The sequence below is a fragment of the Cellulosimicrobium sp. JZ28 genome (genome assembly GCF_015327065.1).
Lineage (GTDB): Bacteria > Actinomycetota > Actinomycetes > Actinomycetales > Cellulomonadaceae > Cellulosimicrobium > Cellulosimicrobium funkei.
Window position 1 is genome coordinate 4,130,616 of sequence record NZ_CP017660.1, and the last position, 15,605, is coordinate 4,146,220.

Genomic DNA, 15,605 nt, shown 5'->3' on the forward strand with positions numbered 1-15,605 from the left:
CCGAGGGGGCGGACATGGTCACGAACACGCGCCGGGCCGAGAGGCACACCGGAGAACCCGACGTCGTCGAGCTCAACCCGATCTTCGCCAGACCGGGGGAGGCGACGGCCCTGCCCAAGTTCCGGTTCCCGGAGGACGAGTCCCTCCAGGAGACGGCGTACCAGATCGTCCACGACGAGGCGATGCTCGACGGGAACGCGCGGCTCAACCTCGCGACGTTCGTCGGCACGTGGATGGACGAGCACGCTGCGCGGCTGTACCTCGAGGCCGCCGACAAGAACATGATCGACAAGGACGAGTACCCGCAGACGGCGGCCGTCGAGACGCGGTGCTGGACGATGCTCGCCGACCTGTGGCACGCGCCCGACCCGGAGCACACCATCGGGACGTCGACCATCGGCTCGTCCGAGGCGTGCATGCTCGGCGGTCTCGCCCTCAAGCGGCGCTGGCAGCACGCGCGCCGCGCCGCCGGCAAGCCGACCGACCGCCCGAACCTCGTGCTCTCGAGCGCGGTCCAGGTGTGCTGGGAGAAGTTCTGCAACTACTTCGAGGTCGAGGCGCGCTACGTCCCGATCTCCGAGGACCACAAGGTCCTCGACGGCCACGACCTCGAGACGTACGTGGACGAGAACACGATCGGCGTCGTCGCCATCATGGGCGTGACCTACACGGGCATGTACGAGCCGGTCACGGAGATCGCCGCGGCCCTCGACCGGATCCAGGAGTCCACCGGCCTCGACGTGCCCATCCACGTCGACGGCGCGTCGGGCGCGATGGTCGCCCCGTTCCTCCAGCCCGACCTCGAGTGGGACTTCCGCGTCCCGCGCGTCGCGTCGATCAACACCTCCGGCCACAAGTACGGCCTCGTCTACCCGGGCCTCGGGTGGGTCGTCTGGCGCGACACGGAGTCGCTGCCGGAGGACCTCGTGTTCCGCGTGAGCTACCTCGGCGGGGACATGCCGACGTTCGCCCTCAACTTCTCGCGCCCCGGCGCGCAGGTGCTCCTCCAGTACTACCTCTTCCTGCGGCTCGGGCGCACCGGTTACGAGGCCGTGCAGCGCACGTCGCGCGACGTCGCGCTCTACCTGTCGGGCGAGATCGCGAAGATGCCCGCGTTCGAGCTGTGGAACGACGGCTCGGACATCCCCGTGTTCGCGTGGCGCCTGCGCGAGGGCCACACGAAGAACTGGGACCTCTACCACCTGTCGGAGCGGCTGCGCACCAAGGGCTGGCTCGTGCCCGCGTACCCCATGCCCGACGACCTCACGGACCTGACCGTCCAGCGCGTCGTCGTGCGCAACGGCTTCAGCCACGACCTGGCGTCCGCGTTCCTCGCGGACCTGCGCGACGAGGTCGAGCTCCTCGACGCCCTCACCGGCCCGATGCCGACCGAGGGCCAGCGCTCCAACTTCCACCACTGACCCGGGCGACCGCGGGAAGGACGGACCATGGCACAGGGGGCAGCACAGGATCCGCCCGGAGGCTCGGGACCGCACGTCCGGGCCGACGGCACGCACGCGCCGACGGCGGCGCACGTCCGGGCGCACCCGTACGGGTCGCCCGGCTCCCGGCAGCCGCCGGGCCACGCGGGGCCCGCCATCGGGGCGCCCGCCGCGGGCGCGACGACGTTCATGTCGGTCGTGCAGCTCGCGATGCTCACCGTGGTGGTGGTCGCGTCGCTGCGCTCGCTGCCGGCGATGGCGTCGTACGGGCTCGGCTCGGTGACGCTCTTCATCGTCCCGGCGATCCTCTTCCTCGTCCCGACGGCGCTCGTCGCGGCCGAGCTCGCGACCGGCTGGAAGGGCGGCGTCTTCACGTGGGTGCGCGAGGCGTTCGGCGAGCGCGCCGGGTTCGTCGCGATCTGGCTCCAGTGGATCCAGAACGTCGTCTGGTACCCCACGCAGATCGCGTTCATCGCGGCGAGCCTGTCGTTCGTCGTGGGCGACCCGGGCCTCACGCAGAACGGCCTCTACACGGCCGTCGTGATCCTCGTCCTGTACTGGGGGTCGACGCTCATCACGCTCGCCGGCGGCAACCTGTTCGCCAAGGTCGGCTCGTGGAGCGGCGTCTTCGGCACGATCCTGCCCGCCGTCCTGCTCATCGTGCTCGGCGCGGTCTGGCTCGGCACCGGCGAGCGCTCGGAGACGACGCTCGAGGCGTCCGCCGTCATCCCGCCGTGGACCGGGATCGCGTCCATCGTGCTCATCGTCTCGAACGTCCTCGCGTACGCGGGCATGGAGGTCAACGCGGTGCACGCGAACGACCTGCGCAACCCCGGTCGGGGCTTCCCGCGCTCGATCGCCATCGCGACCGTGCTCATCCTCGTGGTCTTCATCCTCCCGACGCTCGCGATCTCCGTGGCCGTCCCGAAGTCGACGCTCGGCGTGACCGACGGCATCAACCTCGCGTTCAAGGCGTTCTTCGACCACTGGGGCATGAGCTGGGGCACCCCGGTCATCTCGCTCCTCATCGCCCTCGGGGCGTTCGCGTCGGTCGTCACGTGGATCGCCGGGCCGTCGCGCGGCCTCCTCGCCGCGGCCCGGACCGGCCTGCTCCCGCCCGCGCTCCAGCGTCGCAACAAGGCCGGGGTCCAGGTCGGGATCCTCGCGGTGCAGGGCGGGATCGTCACGCTGCTCGCGCTGCTGTTCGTGCTCGTACCGAACGGCAACACCGCGTTCATCGCGCTCGTGGACATGGCGGCGGCGCTGTACCTCGTCATGTACATGCTCATGTTCGCCGCGGCGATCCGGCTGCGGCGCACCAAGCCCGACGTGGTCCGCACCTACCGCACGCCCGCGATGCGGTTCGTCGCGGGGCTGGGGTTCGTCGCGTGCGCGGCCGCGTTCGTGCTCGCGTTCGTCCGGCCGTCCGGCTTCAGCGGCCTCTCCGAGACCGCCTACCCGATCGTGGTCGCCGGGGTCGTGGTCGTGCTCGGCGGCCCGCCGCTCCTCTTCTACGCGCTGCGGCGCCCCACGTGGGACCGTCGTACCGCGGCGGAGCGGCAGACCGCCGACGACGTCCTCGTCAACCCGCCGACGCAGCCCGCGCCGGCGCCCGCCCGCACACCGCGCGACCCGGAGGAGACCACGTGACGGGTACCAGCACCGTCGGGCGCGAGACGCCCACCCCGGACGGCGGACGGCGCGCTCCAGCGCCGCCCGCCGTCGCGTCGCCCTGGGCGGAGACGGTCGCGCGCTGGGGCGGCCGGATCCTCGAGGTCTACGCGGTGTGGCTCCTCGTCGCGCTGATCCTCCGTCCCGTCGCGCACCACGCCGAGCGCCCGGTCGCCGAGGTCCTGTCGGTCACGAACGTGCCGTCGTACCCGTCGCTCTTCTCCGCGGTCGTGGTCGGGCTCGTCGCGAGCGGCTTCCTGCGCCGTCGCCGTGCCGCGCTGTGGTTCGTGGTCCTCGTCTGGCAGCTCCCGTCCGCGCTCGTCATGCTGCTCGCGATCGTGCTCGACCGGATCGACCCGGCGGCCGGCGTGCTCGACGACGTGCACTGGACGGCGTACGCGGGCGGGCTCGTCGGGCTCGTGCTCGTCGTGGTGCTCGTCGCCGCGCGCCACGCGTTCCCGGCCCGCATCGCCCGGGGTGCGTGGTGGACGGCGGCGCTCGTCCTCGTGCTCGGCCTCGCCGTCGCGACCGGCGTCGTGTGGGCGCTGCTCCAGGTCGTGCCGTCGAGCCTCGACGACCAGTCGGCGCGGCTCGGGTGGGCCCTGAGCGTCTCGGTCGGGCTGTCGCCGCACGAGGAGCCGTTCGCCATCGACGGCGGCGCGCCGGGCTGGCTCGCGCTCGTCGGCGGCCTGCTCGCGGGCGCCGCGCTGCTGCTCGCGGTGCTCGTGTTCCTGCGGACCGGCCCGCGCGACGCCGCACGCACCCCGGACGAGGAGCTCGCGGTGCGCCGTCTGCTCCTGGAGCACCCGAGCGACGACTCGCTGGAGTACTTCGCGACGCGCGACGACCGCGACGCGATCTTCTCCGGCGACGGCCGCGCCGCCGTGTCGTACCGCGTGGTGAGCGGCGTGCTGCTCGCCGCGGGCGACCCGCTCGGGGACCCGGCGTCGTGGCCCGACGCGATCAAGCGCACGCTCGCGTACGCGCGGCGCCACGGGTGGGCGCCCGGCGTGCTCTCGGCGAGCGAGAAGGGCGCGCGGGCCTACCGCGACGCCGGGCTCGCCGTCCTCACGATGGGTGACGAGGCGATCGTCGAGACGCGGTCCTTCGACCTCGCGTCGCCGTCGATGCGGCCCGTGCGGCACGCCGTCGCGCGGCCCCAGCGCGAGGGGTACACCGTGCGCCTGCGGCGGCAGCGCGAGATCCCGGCGGACGAGCTCGCGGCGCTCGCGCAGGCCGCCGACGCGTGGCGGCACGGCGAGGACGAGCGCGGCTTCTCGATGGCCCTGGAGCGCCTCGGCAGCCCGCGCGACCCGCGCGTGCTCGTCGTCACCGCGCACGACCGCGACGGCGCGCCGCGCGGCCTGCTCACGTTCGTCCCGTGGGGCCGCAAGGGGGTCTCGCTCGACTACATGCGCCGGTCTCCCGACGCGGTGCCGGGCGTCACGGAGCTCATGATCTCGACGCTCGCGAGCGAGGGCGCGGGCATGGCGATCGACCGGGTCTCGCTCAACTTCGCCATGTTCCGCGGCCTGATCGAGCAGGGCGAGTCGGTCGCGGCGAGCCCCTTCCAGCGCTTCCTGCGCCGCCTCGTCCTCACGGCGTCGCGCTGGTGGCAGCTCGACCAGCTGTACCGCTCGAACCAGAAGTACGAGCCGCGCTGGCGCACGCGCTACCTCTGCTACGCCGCCCCCGCCCAGCTCACGTCCGTGTCGCTCGCGGCGGGGCAGGCCGAGGGCTTCGTGCCGCAGTGGCCCGGCGCGCGCGGCGGTACCGGGAGCCAGCAGGTCGCGACGGCCGACGCCGCGCTCGGCGCCGCCGTGCGCGAGCAGGAGGACGCGCTCCTCGCGCTCGACGTCCCGACCCGGCGGCTCACCGACCAGGAGCGCGCCCGCCGCGCCAAGCTCGACGTGCTCGCGGCGGCCGGCATGCCCGCCTACCCCGTGGCCGTGCCGCGCACGCACCGGCTCGCCGACGTCGACGACCTGCTGCTCGGGCACGAGGTGTCCGTCTCGGGGCGCGTCGTGCGGCTCCGGGACCTCGGGGGCGTCGTCTTCGCCGTCCTGCGCGAGGAGAACCACGAGCGCCAGGTGATGCTCACCGCCGACGGCGCCGCCGACCTCGCGCTCTGGCGCCGCGTCGTCGACCTCGCGGACCAGGTGAGCGTCACGGGGACCGTCGCGCGCAGCCGGACGGGGGAGCTGTCCGTGCACGCGGGGTCGTGGGTCATGGCGTCGAAGTCGCTCAAGGCGCCGCCGGACAAGTTCCGCGGGCTCGCCGACCCGGAGACGCGCATGCGCCTGCGCCACGTCGACCTCGCGCTCGACACGCGGTCGTCCGTGACGCTCCGCGGTCGCTCCGCCGCCGTGCACTCGCTGCGCTCGTCGCTCGTCGAGCGCGGCTTCATCGAGGTCGAGACGCCGATCCTGCAGCGCGTGCACGGGGGCGCGAACGCGCGTCCGTTCCGCACGCACATCAACGCGTACGACATGGACCTGTACCTGCGCATCGCCCCGGAGCTGTTCCTCAAGCAGCTCGCGATCGGCGGCATCGAGCGCGTCTTCGAGCTGGGCCGCAACTTCCGCAACGAGGGCGCCGACGCGACGCACAACCCCGAGTTCACGTCGCTCGAGGCGTACCAGGCGTTCGGCGACTACACGACGATGCGGCACCTCACGCGCGAGCTCGTCGTCGCGGCCGCGGTCGCGGTGCACGGCGACGCCGTGTCGCGCCGGCCCGACGGCAGCGAGGTCCGGCTCGACGGGGAGTGGCCCGTCGTCACCGTGCACGACGCCGTCTCGCGCGCCGTCGGCGCCGAGGTCACCCCGGACACCCCCGACGCGGAGCTGCACGCCCTGTGCGCCCGGCTCGGCATCGAGGTCGGCGAGGACGAGACGCACGGCGCGGTGGTCAACGAGATGTACGACCGCCTCGTCGAGGGCCAGACGGTCGAGCCGACGTTCTACACCGACTTCCCGGTCGAGACGTCGCCGCTCACCCGCGTGCACCGCCGCGACCCGCGCCTCGCGGAGCGCTGGGACCTCGTCGCGTTCGGCGCCGAGCTCGGCACCGCGTACTCGGAGCTCATCGACCCGATCGACCAGCGGGAGCGGTTCACGCAGCAGTCGCTCCTCGCGGCGGCGGGCGACCCGGAGGCCATGGAGATCGACGAGGACTTCCTCTCGGCGCTCGAGTTCGCGATGCCGCCCACCGGCGGGCTCGGCCTCGGCGTCGACCGCATCTACATGACGATCATCGGCGCGTCGATCCGCGAGACGCTCGCCTTCCCGTTCGTGAAGCCGCAGCGCCGGTCCTGACCGTGGCGACCGGCCTCCCCGTCCCCGACACCGACCCGGCCCTGCCCGCGGCCGTGCTGCGCGAGCTCCAGCCTGCCGAGACGTACCTGACGAGCTACCCGGTCGCCGTCGTGCTGGCGGTGCTCGGGGCGGGAGCGGTGGCGTGGGCCGTGGTCCGCGCGCGGCGCGGCGCCCGGGCGCGGCGCGAGCGGCGGGCCCGGGGCGAGGACGCGCGCCGGCCGTGGCGCACACGCGTCGCGACGGCGTCCCTCGCGGCGCTCGGCGCGCTGTCCCTCGTGCTGGGCCTGGCGGTCGGCGCCAACGCCTACTCCGGCTACGTCCCGACGTGGGGGGCCGCCCGGGTGCAGCTCGTCGCGCTGGGTCTGGCCGACCTGTCGGCCGACGCGCCGGGCGGCGCGGACCGGGGTCAGGTGCGGACGCTCGCGATCCCGGGGACGGCCGCCGAGCAGATCGTGGACGAGGACGCCTGGGTGTACCTCCCGCCGGGGTTCGACCCCCAGGGTTCGACCCGCTACCCGGTCGTGTACCTGATCCACGGGTCGCCCGACGACCCGAGCAGCTGGTTCGCCGCCGGGCGGGTGCCGCGGACGATGGACGTGCTGGTCCGGCGCGGGCTCGTCGACCCGATGATCGTCGTCGCCCCCACGGTGAACGGCACGGGGCCGGGCGGGCTCGACACCGAGTGCCTCGACTCGACGACGGGCGGCGAGCAGGTCGAGACGTACCTGACGACGACCGTCGTCGACACCGTCGACGCGACGTACCCGACGCTCGCGGACCGCGAGCACCGCGTCCTAGGCGGCATGTCGTCGGGCGGGTTCTGCACGCTCAACGTGGGTCTGCGGAACCTCGACCTGTTCGGGGCGATCCTCGCGATCGAGCCCTACGGGAACCCCGGCCCCGGGCCGGAACGGACGATGCTCTCGACGCAGGCGGAGATCGACGCGAACACCCCGACGACGTACCTGCCCACGATGACGTTCACGCACCCGATGCCCGTCTTCCTCGACTCCGGGCAGGACGCGCCGCGGGAGGCGCTCACGACGGTGCGGCGGATGGCGCAGGACCTCGAGGACCAGGGGCAGACCGTCGAGCTCCGCGAGGAGCCCGGTCAGGCGCACACGTGGGCCATGGCCGCGACCGCGCTCCCGTACGGGCTCGTGTTCGCGCAGCGGCAGATGGCGGGCGGCTGACGCCGCGTCACGCGTCGGTGAGGAACTGCCCGCCGATGCCCGCCTGGGTCTCGAGCAGGTCGCCGGTGTCGCCGAGCACGACCCAGTTCGGCCCGGCCAGCGCGGCCTCGCCCTCCTCGGTGGGCTGACGCGGCAGGAGCGCGAGGAACTCGTCCTCGGCGATCCCGTCGGCGAACACGGCGAGGAGCGTCGTGTCGTCGCACGCGCCCAGCTCGACGTCCTCGCTGTCCGTGCTCTCGGTCGTGAACGACAGGCACGTGAGGCCGGCGGACGTGGCGGCGCGGTGGAGCGCGTCGAGCGAGTCGTACTCGACGTCCTTGTCGCCCGGGCCGGGGCCGGAGCAGGCGGCGAGCGCCCCGACGAGGACGACGAGACCGACGACCGGGCCGGTCGCGGCGCTGCGAGGGCGGGGAGCGGGTCGGGTAGGCATGTTCCGATGGTCCGCCGCCGCGCGGGTTCGCGCCACGGGAACCTCGCCCGTCATCCCGGCGGGCCGGGATCGCCTCGGTGGGGTTCGGCGTCCGCGGACTGCCAGGTGAAGGGCGCGAACGTCGACGAGTCGTCCCGCCAGGCCGGTGTGCGGGCGCGGTACAGGAGCAGCGGGAGGGCCACGAAGACGAGGGCGAGCGCGACGAGCAGCACGACGTACGTCGTCGGGCTGCCGACCGCGACCTGGCCGGGCGGGGCGAAGCTCGTGACGAGCGCGAGCAGCGACGCGACGAACCCGAGCCCGCCGACCGCCCAGACCCCGACGCGGCCCCCCGGCACCCGGTAGGGGCGCGGCCGGTCGGGCTGCGTGCGGCGCAGCACGACGACCGCGGCGAACATCAGGAGGTAGGCGACGAGGTAGAGGATCACGGTGAGCTGGCTGAGGAGCTGGTACGCGGACTGCACGGAGGGCATGACGACGAACAGCACCGAAAGCACGGTCACGACCAGCGCCTGGACGAGGAGGATGTTCGTCGCCATGCCGCGGTCGTTCGTCCGGTGGAACCACCGCGGGAGGAACCCTGCTCGCGCGACGGCGTGCAGGCCCGTGGCGGGCCCGGCGACCCACGTCGTGACGCCGGCGAGGACGCCGACGGCGAGCATCGCCGCGACGACCGGCCCGGCCCAGCTGATCCCCGCCCAGGCGAGCAGGTGGTCGAACGCCTGGAGCAGGCTCGTCGTGAGGCTGATGTCCTGCTGCGGCACGACGACCGCGATCGTCAGCGTGCCGAGGGTCAGCACGACGACGGCCACGAGCGCGGCGACGAGGATCGCGAGCGGGTAGGTGCGCTCCGGCCGCCGGATCGCGCGCACGTGGACCGCGTTGACCTCGATGCCCGCGTAGAAGAGGAAGATCCCGGCGGCGAGCACGATGTTGTCGAGGCGCGTGAGGTCCGGGACGAACGCGCCCCAGGAGAGCGTGGTCCGGGACGGCTCGCCGCCGAGGAGGTAGGCGGCACCGAGCCCGACGAGCAGCGCGGCGGGGACGAGCGTCCCGACGATCCCGCCCCAGCGCGCGGTGCGGGCGAACGCGGACGCGCCGCGCAGGGCGATGAGCGTCGCGGCCCAGAACACGACGAGCACGATCGCGAGGACGAAGAGCCGGTCGTCGGCGACCCGTTCGTCGAACCGCGCGTCGGGCCCGGTGTAGGCGAGCGTGACGGCGGCGAACGTGAGGACGGTCGGGAACCAGATGCAGCCCTCGACGAACACCATCGCGATCGCGAGGAAGCCCCACCTGCTCCCGAACGCCTCGCCGACCCAGCGGAACATGCCGCCCTCCTCGGGCCACGTGGACGCGAGCTCGGCCGCGACGACGGCGACGGGTGCGAGGAAGCAGACGGCGGCGAGCAGGTAGTAGAACGCGGAGGAGAGCCCGTACTCCGCCTCGGCGGGCAGGCCGCGCAGGCTGACCACCGCGGCGACGTTGAGCATGACCAGCGACGTGGCCGTGATGGTCGCCGCGGCGGGCCGGGCGGGGTGCTGCGAGGTGGCGGTCCGGGCCATGGCGTCCCCCTCGGCGGGCGCGACGGCCCTCGGGGGAACGCTAGCGACGCCGCGCGCGACCGGCGAGCGGGGCCGGCGTCAGGCCCGGAAGCGCTCGCCGCGCTCGACGACTCGGCCCGCGCCGCGCCCGTCGGCCGCCGTCGCGTCCCACGTGTAGACCTCGGTGCCGGTGATGAGCACGTGCTCCGCGCGCGACGTCACGTCGAGCGGGTCGCCCGACCACACGACGACGTCCCCGTCGAGGCCCGGCGCGAGCGCGCCGACGCGGTCGTCGAGACCGAGGAAGGCCGCGGGGTTCACGGTGAGTGCGCGCAGCGCGGTGTCGCGGTCGAGGCCCTCCTTGACCGCGAGCGACGCCTGGTGAACGAGGAAGTTGATCGGCACGACGGGGTGGTCGGTCGTGATGGCGACGCGCACGCCCGCGCGGGCGAGCGCCCCGAGGTTCGCGATGTCGCGGTTGCGCAGCTCGATCTTCGAGCGCGACGTGAACAGCGGGCCGAAGATCACCGGCACGTCGCGCTCGGCGAGGACGTCCGCGACGGCCGCGCCGTCGGTGCCGTGGTTGACGACGAGCCGGTAGCCGAACTCGTCCGCGAGGCGCAGCGCGGTCGCGATGTCGTCGGCGCGGTGCGTGTGCTGGTCCCAGTACAGCTCGCCCGCGAGGACGCGCGCGAGGGTCTCCTTCGCGAGGTCGCGGTCGAACGGCTCGCCCTTCGCCTCGGCCGCGTCGCGCCGCGCGGCGTAGTTCTGCGCGTCGACGAACGCGGCACGGATGACCTTCGCGACGCCGAGGCGCGTCGAGGGCGTCTTCTTCTGGTCCCCGTACACGCGCTTGGGGTTCTCGCCGAGCGCCGACTTCACGGAGACCGCCTCGCGGATCACCTGCTCGTCGACGGTGCGGCCGCCCCACGTCTTGATCGCGACGGTCTGCCCGCCGATGGGGTTGCCCGAGCCCGGCTTCACGACGGCGCTCGTCACGCCGCCGACCAGCGCGTCGCGGAAGCCCTCGTCCTCGACGTTGATCGCGTCGATCGCGCGCAGCGCCGCGCCGTTCGGGTCGGTCATCTCGTTCGTGTCGTTGCCGGCCCAGCCCTCGGCCTCCTCCATGACGCCCATGTGGGCGTGCGCCTCGACGAAGCCGGGCAGCACCCAGCGGCCGCGCGCGTCGAGGGTCGGGACGCCGTCGGGCACGACGACGTCCGCGCCGACCGCGGTGATGACCCCGTCCTCGACGAGGACGGTCCCGTTCTCGATCGGGTCGGACGCGACGGGCACGAGGTAGCCGTTCACGACGGCGACGCTGCGGCGCGCGGTGCGAGGGGCGGTGCGGGCGGGGGTGGAGGAGGTCGTCATGCCCCCATCATCGCCCGGGGCGACCGTCCGCCACACGCCATGGTGTAGCGTGAGGGCTGCGCCCAGGTCGCGAGCAGGGTCTCGCGACGATCTTCGGTCCTCGGCATCGAAGCACGACCGCGGGCGCCGGGCAGCAGACGCTGCCGACGACGATCTCCGCCCCAGAAGCGCGCGGAGCGAGAGCAGAGAAACACATCACTTCTTCCACCATCCTCGACCGCCCGGCGACCGCTCCTGCGGCCGCGGGCACGCCCGGACCAGACCTCGTGCTGCGCCGCGCCGACGACGACCTGTGGGTCGCGACGGCCGACGGCGAGTACGCCGGGATGGTCACCCGACGCCCGGACGGCTTCCACGTCCACGACCGCTTCACGCGGCCCGTGACCGTCGTCGCCGCCCTGGAGCACGCGCGGCGCCATCTGAGCGCCCCGCCCGGTCGCCCGGCGGGCTCCCGCCGCGACCACACCCCGAACTGCCGGCGCCCTGCAGGGCGCGGTACCCGGACCCGCGCACGTGGGCCGGTCGTCTCGACGAAGGAAAACACCATGGCTACAGGCACCGTGAAGTGGTTCAACTCGGAGAAGGGCTTCGGCTTCATCGCCCCCTCCGACGGCACCGCGGACGTGTTCGCCCACTACAGCGAGATCCAGTCGAGCGGCTACCGCTCGCTCGAGGAGAACCAGAGCGTCTCCTTCGACGTCACGCAGGGCCCCAAGGGCCCGCAGGCGACGAACATCCAGGCACTCTGATCCCGCTCCCGCCCGGCGCCTCGCGCCGGCGGGGGTGACGATCTCCACCGAAGGGCCGCGCCTCGTGCGCGGCCCTTCGGCGTGCCCGGACCTCGACGCGCGCGGCGGTGCCCGACGGCGGTCGTGCCCCGGCCGCGGGGACTAGGCTCTCGACCGGAGCCACACCGCGCGCGAAGGAGCCCGCATGCACGTCGTCGTCGGACTGTTCCGGCTGTTCCTCGTCGTCCTCGCCCTCGTCGGGACGCGCGCGATCTGGCGCGACGGGGACATCGAGGGCCTCGTCTACTTCACGAACCAGACGGGCTTCCTCATCGCGGTCGTCTTCGCCTGGGCGGGCCTCGCGTCCCTCCTGCGCCGCCGGCAGCCGCCGGGGTGGCTGAAGGGCGGCGTGACGCTGTTCGCCGCGATCACGGGCCTCGTGTCGTGGCTCGTGCTCGCGCCCGAGGACCCGGGCGCGCCCGCCGTCTTCCTCGGGCTCACCGACGGCCAGATCGAGCACGAGGTGCTCCCGCTCGCCGTGGTCGCCGACTTCCTCCTGCTCGACGCGCACCGGCGCCTGCGCGGCCTCGACGCCGCGCGCTGGCTCCTGTACCCGCTCGCGTACTTCGCGTTCACGACGATCCGCGGGTTCGTCAGCCCGGGCAGCGAGTACCCGTACGGGTTCGTCGACCTCGACGCGCTCGGGTGGACCGGGCTGCTCGTCAACGTCGTGCTCTACGGGGCGGGCTTCCTCGTGCTCGGGCTCGTGATCGTCGGGCTCGACCGGCTCCTGCCGACCGGCCCCGCGATCGGCCGGTACGCGGAGCGTCGGCCCGCCCCGGCCCCCGCGTCGCAGCGGTCCCGGGCCGAGGGCGTGGACACCTCGCGCTAGGGTGGCCGTCGTGCCCTCCCCGGTCGTCGGTCCGCTGCGCGTCGCCCGCGCCGCGCTCGTGGCGACCCTCGTGCTCGCGCTGACGGCGCTCGCGCACCGCGTCGCCGGAGGCGCTCTCCCGGACCCGCTGGTCCTCGCGGCGCTCGCCGCGTTCACGCTCGCCGGCACGACGGCGGCCGCCCGCCTGCGCTTCACGCCCGCCCGGCTCGTCGTGCTCCTCGGGGGTGCGCAGCTCGCGCTCCACCAGGCGCTCACCGTCCTGACCCCCGGGGCGTGCCACGCCGTCGGCGGGGGAGCCGGGCACGCTGCGCACCTCGCGGCGTCGTCGGGCGCGGTCGTGTGCGCGGTGCCGTCGGCCGACGGCGCGGCGTCCCCGCTGCACCCGGAGCACCTCGCGGCGTCGGGCGCGTGGATGGTCGCCGCCCACGCCGCCGCGACGGTCGTGCTCGCCCTCGTGCTGGCGCACGGCGAGCGCGCGCTCGAGCGGTTCCTCACCTGGGTGACCCCGCGCGCCGCGCTCCCGCTCCCGGCCCGTGCGGCGGTCCTCGGCCGCCGCGGCGTCGTCCCCGCGCGCCCGGTGCGCGTCGTCGACGTGTGGCGGTCGCTCCGGGCGCCGACGCGCGGACCGCCGCGGGCGCACGGTCCGTCGGGAGCACTGCTGCGCCCCCTCGCCGCGTCCTGACGCGGCACCCGACGAGGCCGACCCGGCGACGGCCGGGCCCCCGGGCACCACCGTGCGGCCACCGGCCGCGCCTCGGACGGAAGAACCTCATGACCCTCTCCCTGCGCCGACCGCTGTCGGCCCTGCTCGCCCTCCTCGCCGCCGCGGCCCTGACGCTCGGCCTCACCGCGACCGTCACGACGCTCACGGCCGGCCCGGCGTCCGCGCACGACCGGCTCCTCACCTCCGACCCGGCCGACGGCGCACAGCTCGCGGCCCCGCCCGCGGCGATCACGCTGACGTTCAACACCGAGCCGCTCCCCGTCGAGCCGCAGGTCGTCGTCTCCGACTCGGCCGGCACGGTCGTCACGCAGGGTGCGCCGACGATCGACGGCAGCACCGCGACCTTCGCGCTCGACCCGGCCGTCGCGCTCGGCGGCGACACGTACACCGTCGCGTGGCGCGTCGTCTCGTCCGACGGGCACCCGATCGAGGGCACGTTCGCGTTCGCCGTCGCGGCCCAGCCGGAGGCGCCCGCGACGGACGACCCCGCGACGGACACGGCGACGCCGGAGGAGACCGCGACCGAGGATCCGACGACCGGCACCACGTCCGAGCCCTCCGCGACCACGACCACCGACGCCGCCGAGACCGCGGACGACGGCACCTCGTCGCTGCTGCCGGTGCTCGTGGGGCTCGGCGCGCTCGTCGTCGCCGCGGCGGTCGTCGTCGTGGTCGTGCTGCGCCGTCGGGGCCCCGGCCCGGACGCCGGCACCGACGACGGCGCCCCGCACGACCCGCAGGGCTGACCGTGCCGGCGCACACCGCCCTCTCCCGCGCGGAGAGGGCGGCGCCGGCCCCTGCCGCAGGAGCCCCTTCTCCCGCTAGGGTGCGTCCGTGACGTCGCCCGGAGCAGGGGTGCTCCGCGGCGTGCGGGTGCTGCTGCTCGCCGCCGCGGTCGTCGGGCTGTCCGTCGTCGCGCACGGCCTCGCCGGAGGTACCGACCCCGGGGCGGTCCCGCTCGGGGTCCTCGCGGTCCTCACCGCCGTCGCCGTGCGACCCCTCACCCGGCGCGAGGTCGGGCTGCCGCGGCTGCTCGGCCTGCTCGGCGCGGGCCAGCTCGTGCTGCACGTCGTCTTCGACCGCTGCGCCGCGCTGTCCCCGGCCGACGCCGCCGCGCACGCGCACTCCTCCTCGCCGCTCGCGATGCTCGGCGCGCACGCCGTCGCGACGCTCGCCGTCGCGCTCGTGCTGCGGTACGGCGACGCCGTGCTGTGGCGCCTGTGGACGTGGCTCGCAGGACGCCGGGTGCCCGGCCGCCCGCGGCCCGTCGTCGTCCTCGCGGCCCCTCCCGCCGTCGGCGCGCTGCCGACGGTGCGCGACCTGCTCGTGCGCGGCGCCGCGCCCGGGCGCGGGCCGCCCCTTCCTGCCTGACCTCTCCCGGACGCCTCCGCGGACGCCGTCGCCCGACGACGTCCGCGGCGTCCCGCTCCCGCGCGCCCGCGCGACCGCTCACCCGCCGCCGGCCGGCTCCGCCGACCCGTGGCGCGGCGCGCCGTCGTGCCCGCCGGAGCAGCGTCCCCTCTCCCCGCACCTCTCCCCGAAAGGCACCACCATGCGAAAGACCCTGCGCGCCGTCGGCGCCGCCGCACTGACCACCGGGCTCGTCGTGACCGGCGCGGCCGCCGCGTCCGCCCACGTCACCGTCACGCCCGACACGACCGAGGCGGGCTCCTACGCCCTCCTGACGTTCGGCGTCCCGCACGGCTGCGGCGACTCTCCGACGACGAAGGTTTCCGTCCAGGTCCCTGAGCAGGTCGTCACCGTGACCCCCACGGTCAACCCCGGCTGGGACGTCGAGAAGGTCATGGAGGACCTCGCCGAGCCCGTCGACGACGGGCACGGCGGCCAGTACACCGAGCGCGTCGCGGAGGTCGTGTACACCGCCAAGGCGCCGCTGCCCGACGGCTACCGCGACGCGTTCGTGCTGTCGCTCAAGCTGCCCGACGCGGCGGGCGAGACGCTCGTCTTCCCGACCGTCCAGGAGTGCGCCGAGGGCGAGAGCGCCTGGGTGCAGGTCCCGGCCGACGGCGAGGACGGCGAGGAGCTCGACCTGCCCGCCCCGCTGTTCGAGCTGACGGCCGCGTCCGGCGGCGACGCGCACGGCACCCAGGACGCCGCGGCGGACGCGACCGCCGAGCCGGCCGCCGCGGTCGGCGAGACGACGGAGGCCGCCGCGAGCACGTCGAGCGGACCGGCCCCCGCGGTCACGTGGACGGCGCTCGTCCTCGCGGCGGCCGGCCTCGTGCTCGGGCTGCTCGGGTTCGTGCGCTCGCGCCCGCGGGCCTGACCG

At 74.8% G+C, this 15,605-nt stretch carries 13 protein-coding genes; 10 read left to right on the forward strand and 3 right to left on the reverse strand.

Features of this window, described 5'->3' with window-relative positions:
* The first annotated feature begins 14 nt into the window (after nt 1–14).
* Genes BJP59_RS18555 through BJP59_RS18570 form a run of 4 tightly spaced genes read left to right on the forward strand, consistent with a single transcriptional unit; the run spans nt 15 to nt 7,623 of the window.
* Entirely contained in the window at nt 15–1,421 is a 1,407-nt protein-coding gene (locus tag BJP59_RS18555; RefSeq protein WP_194521711.1) for a glutamate decarboxylase, read from the forward strand.
* A gap of 27 nt (nt 1,422–1,448) precedes the next feature.
* Nucleotides 1,449–3,092 (forward strand): APC family permease, encoded by a 1,644-nt coding sequence (locus BJP59_RS18560; RefSeq protein ID WP_228485180.1) that lies wholly within the window; start codon nt 1,449–1,451, stop codon nt 3,090–3,092.
* The gene (gene lysX / locus BJP59_RS18565) at nt 3,089–6,430 is read left to right on the forward strand and encodes a bifunctional lysylphosphatidylglycerol synthetase/lysine--tRNA ligase LysX (RefSeq protein WP_194521712.1); all 3,342 of its coding nucleotides are present in this window, start codon (nt 3,089–3,091) and stop codon (nt 6,428–6,430) included. The genes BJP59_RS18560 and lysX overlap by 4 nt, the downstream gene beginning before the upstream one ends.
* A gap of 2 nt (nt 6,431–6,432) precedes the next feature.
* A complete protein-coding gene (locus tag BJP59_RS18570; RefSeq protein WP_194521713.1) occupies nt 6,433–7,623 on the forward strand; it encodes an alpha/beta hydrolase in 1,191 nt (396 codons plus the stop codon).
* A 7-nt stretch (nt 7,624–7,630) separates the two neighbouring features.
* Here BJP59_RS18570 and BJP59_RS18575 read toward each other — a convergent pair whose 3' ends face one another.
* The 3 genes from BJP59_RS18575 to BJP59_RS18585 form a co-directional block, all read right to left on the reverse strand.
* Nucleotides 7,631–8,053 carry a hypothetical protein gene (locus BJP59_RS18575; protein WP_194521714.1) on the reverse strand — a complete coding sequence of 141 codons (423 nt, stop codon included), beginning with the start codon at nt 8,051–8,053 and terminating at the stop codon, nt 7,631–7,633.
* Between the two features lie 50 nt (nt 8,054–8,103).
* Nucleotides 8,104–9,618 (reverse strand): putative glutamine/gamma-aminobutyrate antiporter GadC, encoded by a 1,515-nt coding sequence (gadC, locus tag BJP59_RS18580; protein ID WP_194521715.1) that lies wholly within the window; start codon nt 9,616–9,618, stop codon nt 8,104–8,106.
* Nucleotides 9,619–9,696: 78 nt separating this feature from the next.
* On the reverse strand, nt 9,697–10,971 hold the full coding sequence (locus BJP59_RS18585) for an amidohydrolase (RefSeq protein ID WP_076403935.1): 1,275 nt from the start codon (nt 10,969–10,971) through the stop codon (nt 9,697–9,699).
* Nucleotides 10,972–11,516: 545 nt separating this feature from the next.
* Between BJP59_RS18585 and BJP59_RS18590 the strand changes: the two genes are divergently transcribed.
* The 6 genes from BJP59_RS18590 (at nt 11,517) to BJP59_RS18615 (ending at nt 15,602) form a co-directional block, all read left to right on the forward strand.
* The gene (locus BJP59_RS18590) at nt 11,517–11,720 is read left to right on the forward strand and encodes a cold-shock protein (RefSeq protein WP_076404113.1); all 204 of its coding nucleotides are present in this window, start codon (nt 11,517–11,519) and stop codon (nt 11,718–11,720) included.
* Between the two features lie 184 nt (nt 11,721–11,904).
* A complete protein-coding gene (locus tag BJP59_RS18595) occupies nt 11,905–12,591 on the forward strand; it encodes a Pr6Pr family membrane protein (RefSeq protein WP_076403934.1) in 687 nt (228 codons plus the stop codon).
* 10 nt (nt 12,592–12,601) lie between these two features.
* On the forward strand, nt 12,602–13,273 hold the full coding sequence (locus tag BJP59_RS18600; protein ID WP_085386811.1) for a hypothetical protein: 672 nt from the start codon (nt 12,602–12,604) through the stop codon (nt 13,271–13,273).
* An 89-nt stretch (nt 13,274–13,362) separates the two neighbouring features.
* The gene (locus BJP59_RS18605) at nt 13,363–14,061 is read left to right on the forward strand and encodes a copper resistance CopC family protein (RefSeq protein WP_085386810.1); all 699 of its coding nucleotides are present in this window, start codon (nt 13,363–13,365) and stop codon (nt 14,059–14,061) included.
* Between the two features lie 88 nt (nt 14,062–14,149).
* Nucleotides 14,150–14,686: a hypothetical protein gene (locus tag BJP59_RS18610; RefSeq protein WP_137279932.1), complete on the forward strand. Its 537-nt coding sequence runs from the start codon at nt 14,150–14,152 to the stop codon at nt 14,684–14,686.
* Between the two features lie 181 nt (nt 14,687–14,867).
* Nucleotides 14,868–15,602: a YcnI family copper-binding membrane protein gene (locus BJP59_RS18615; protein WP_194521716.1), complete on the forward strand. Its 735-nt coding sequence runs from the start codon at nt 14,868–14,870 to the stop codon at nt 15,600–15,602.
* Nucleotides 15,603–15,605: the final 3 nt, after the last annotated feature.

Bases quoted from the DNA above. Each gene is read 5' to 3' on its own strand.
- BJP59_RS18555 (WP_194521711.1), top strand. From the start codon at position 15: ATGGTCACGAACACGCGCCGGGCCGAGAGGCACACCGGAGAACCCGAC.
- BJP59_RS18560 (WP_228485180.1), top strand. From the start codon at position 1,449: ATGGCACAGGGGGCAGCACAGGATCCGCCCGGAGGCTCGGGACCGCAC.
- BJP59_RS18575 (WP_194521714.1), bottom strand. From the start codon at position 8,053: ATGCCTACCCGACCCGCTCCCCGCCCTCGCAGCGCCGCGACCGGCCCG.
- gadC (WP_194521715.1), bottom strand. From the start codon at position 9,618: ATGGCCCGGACCGCCACCTCGCAGCACCCCGCCCGGCCCGCCGCGGCG.
- BJP59_RS18585 (WP_076403935.1), bottom strand. From the start codon at position 10,971: ATGACGACCTCCTCCACCCCCGCCCGCACCGCCCCTCGCACCGCGCGC.
- BJP59_RS18590 (WP_076404113.1), top strand. From the start codon at position 11,517: ATGGCTACAGGCACCGTGAAGTGGTTCAACTCGGAGAAGGGCTTCGGC.
- BJP59_RS18595 (WP_076403934.1), top strand. From the start codon at position 11,905: ATGCACGTCGTCGTCGGACTGTTCCGGCTGTTCCTCGTCGTCCTCGCC.
- BJP59_RS18605 (WP_085386810.1), top strand. From the start codon at position 13,363: ATGACCCTCTCCCTGCGCCGACCGCTGTCGGCCCTGCTCGCCCTCCTC.
- BJP59_RS18615 (WP_194521716.1), top strand. From the start codon at position 14,868: ATGCGAAAGACCCTGCGCGCCGTCGGCGCCGCCGCACTGACCACCGGG.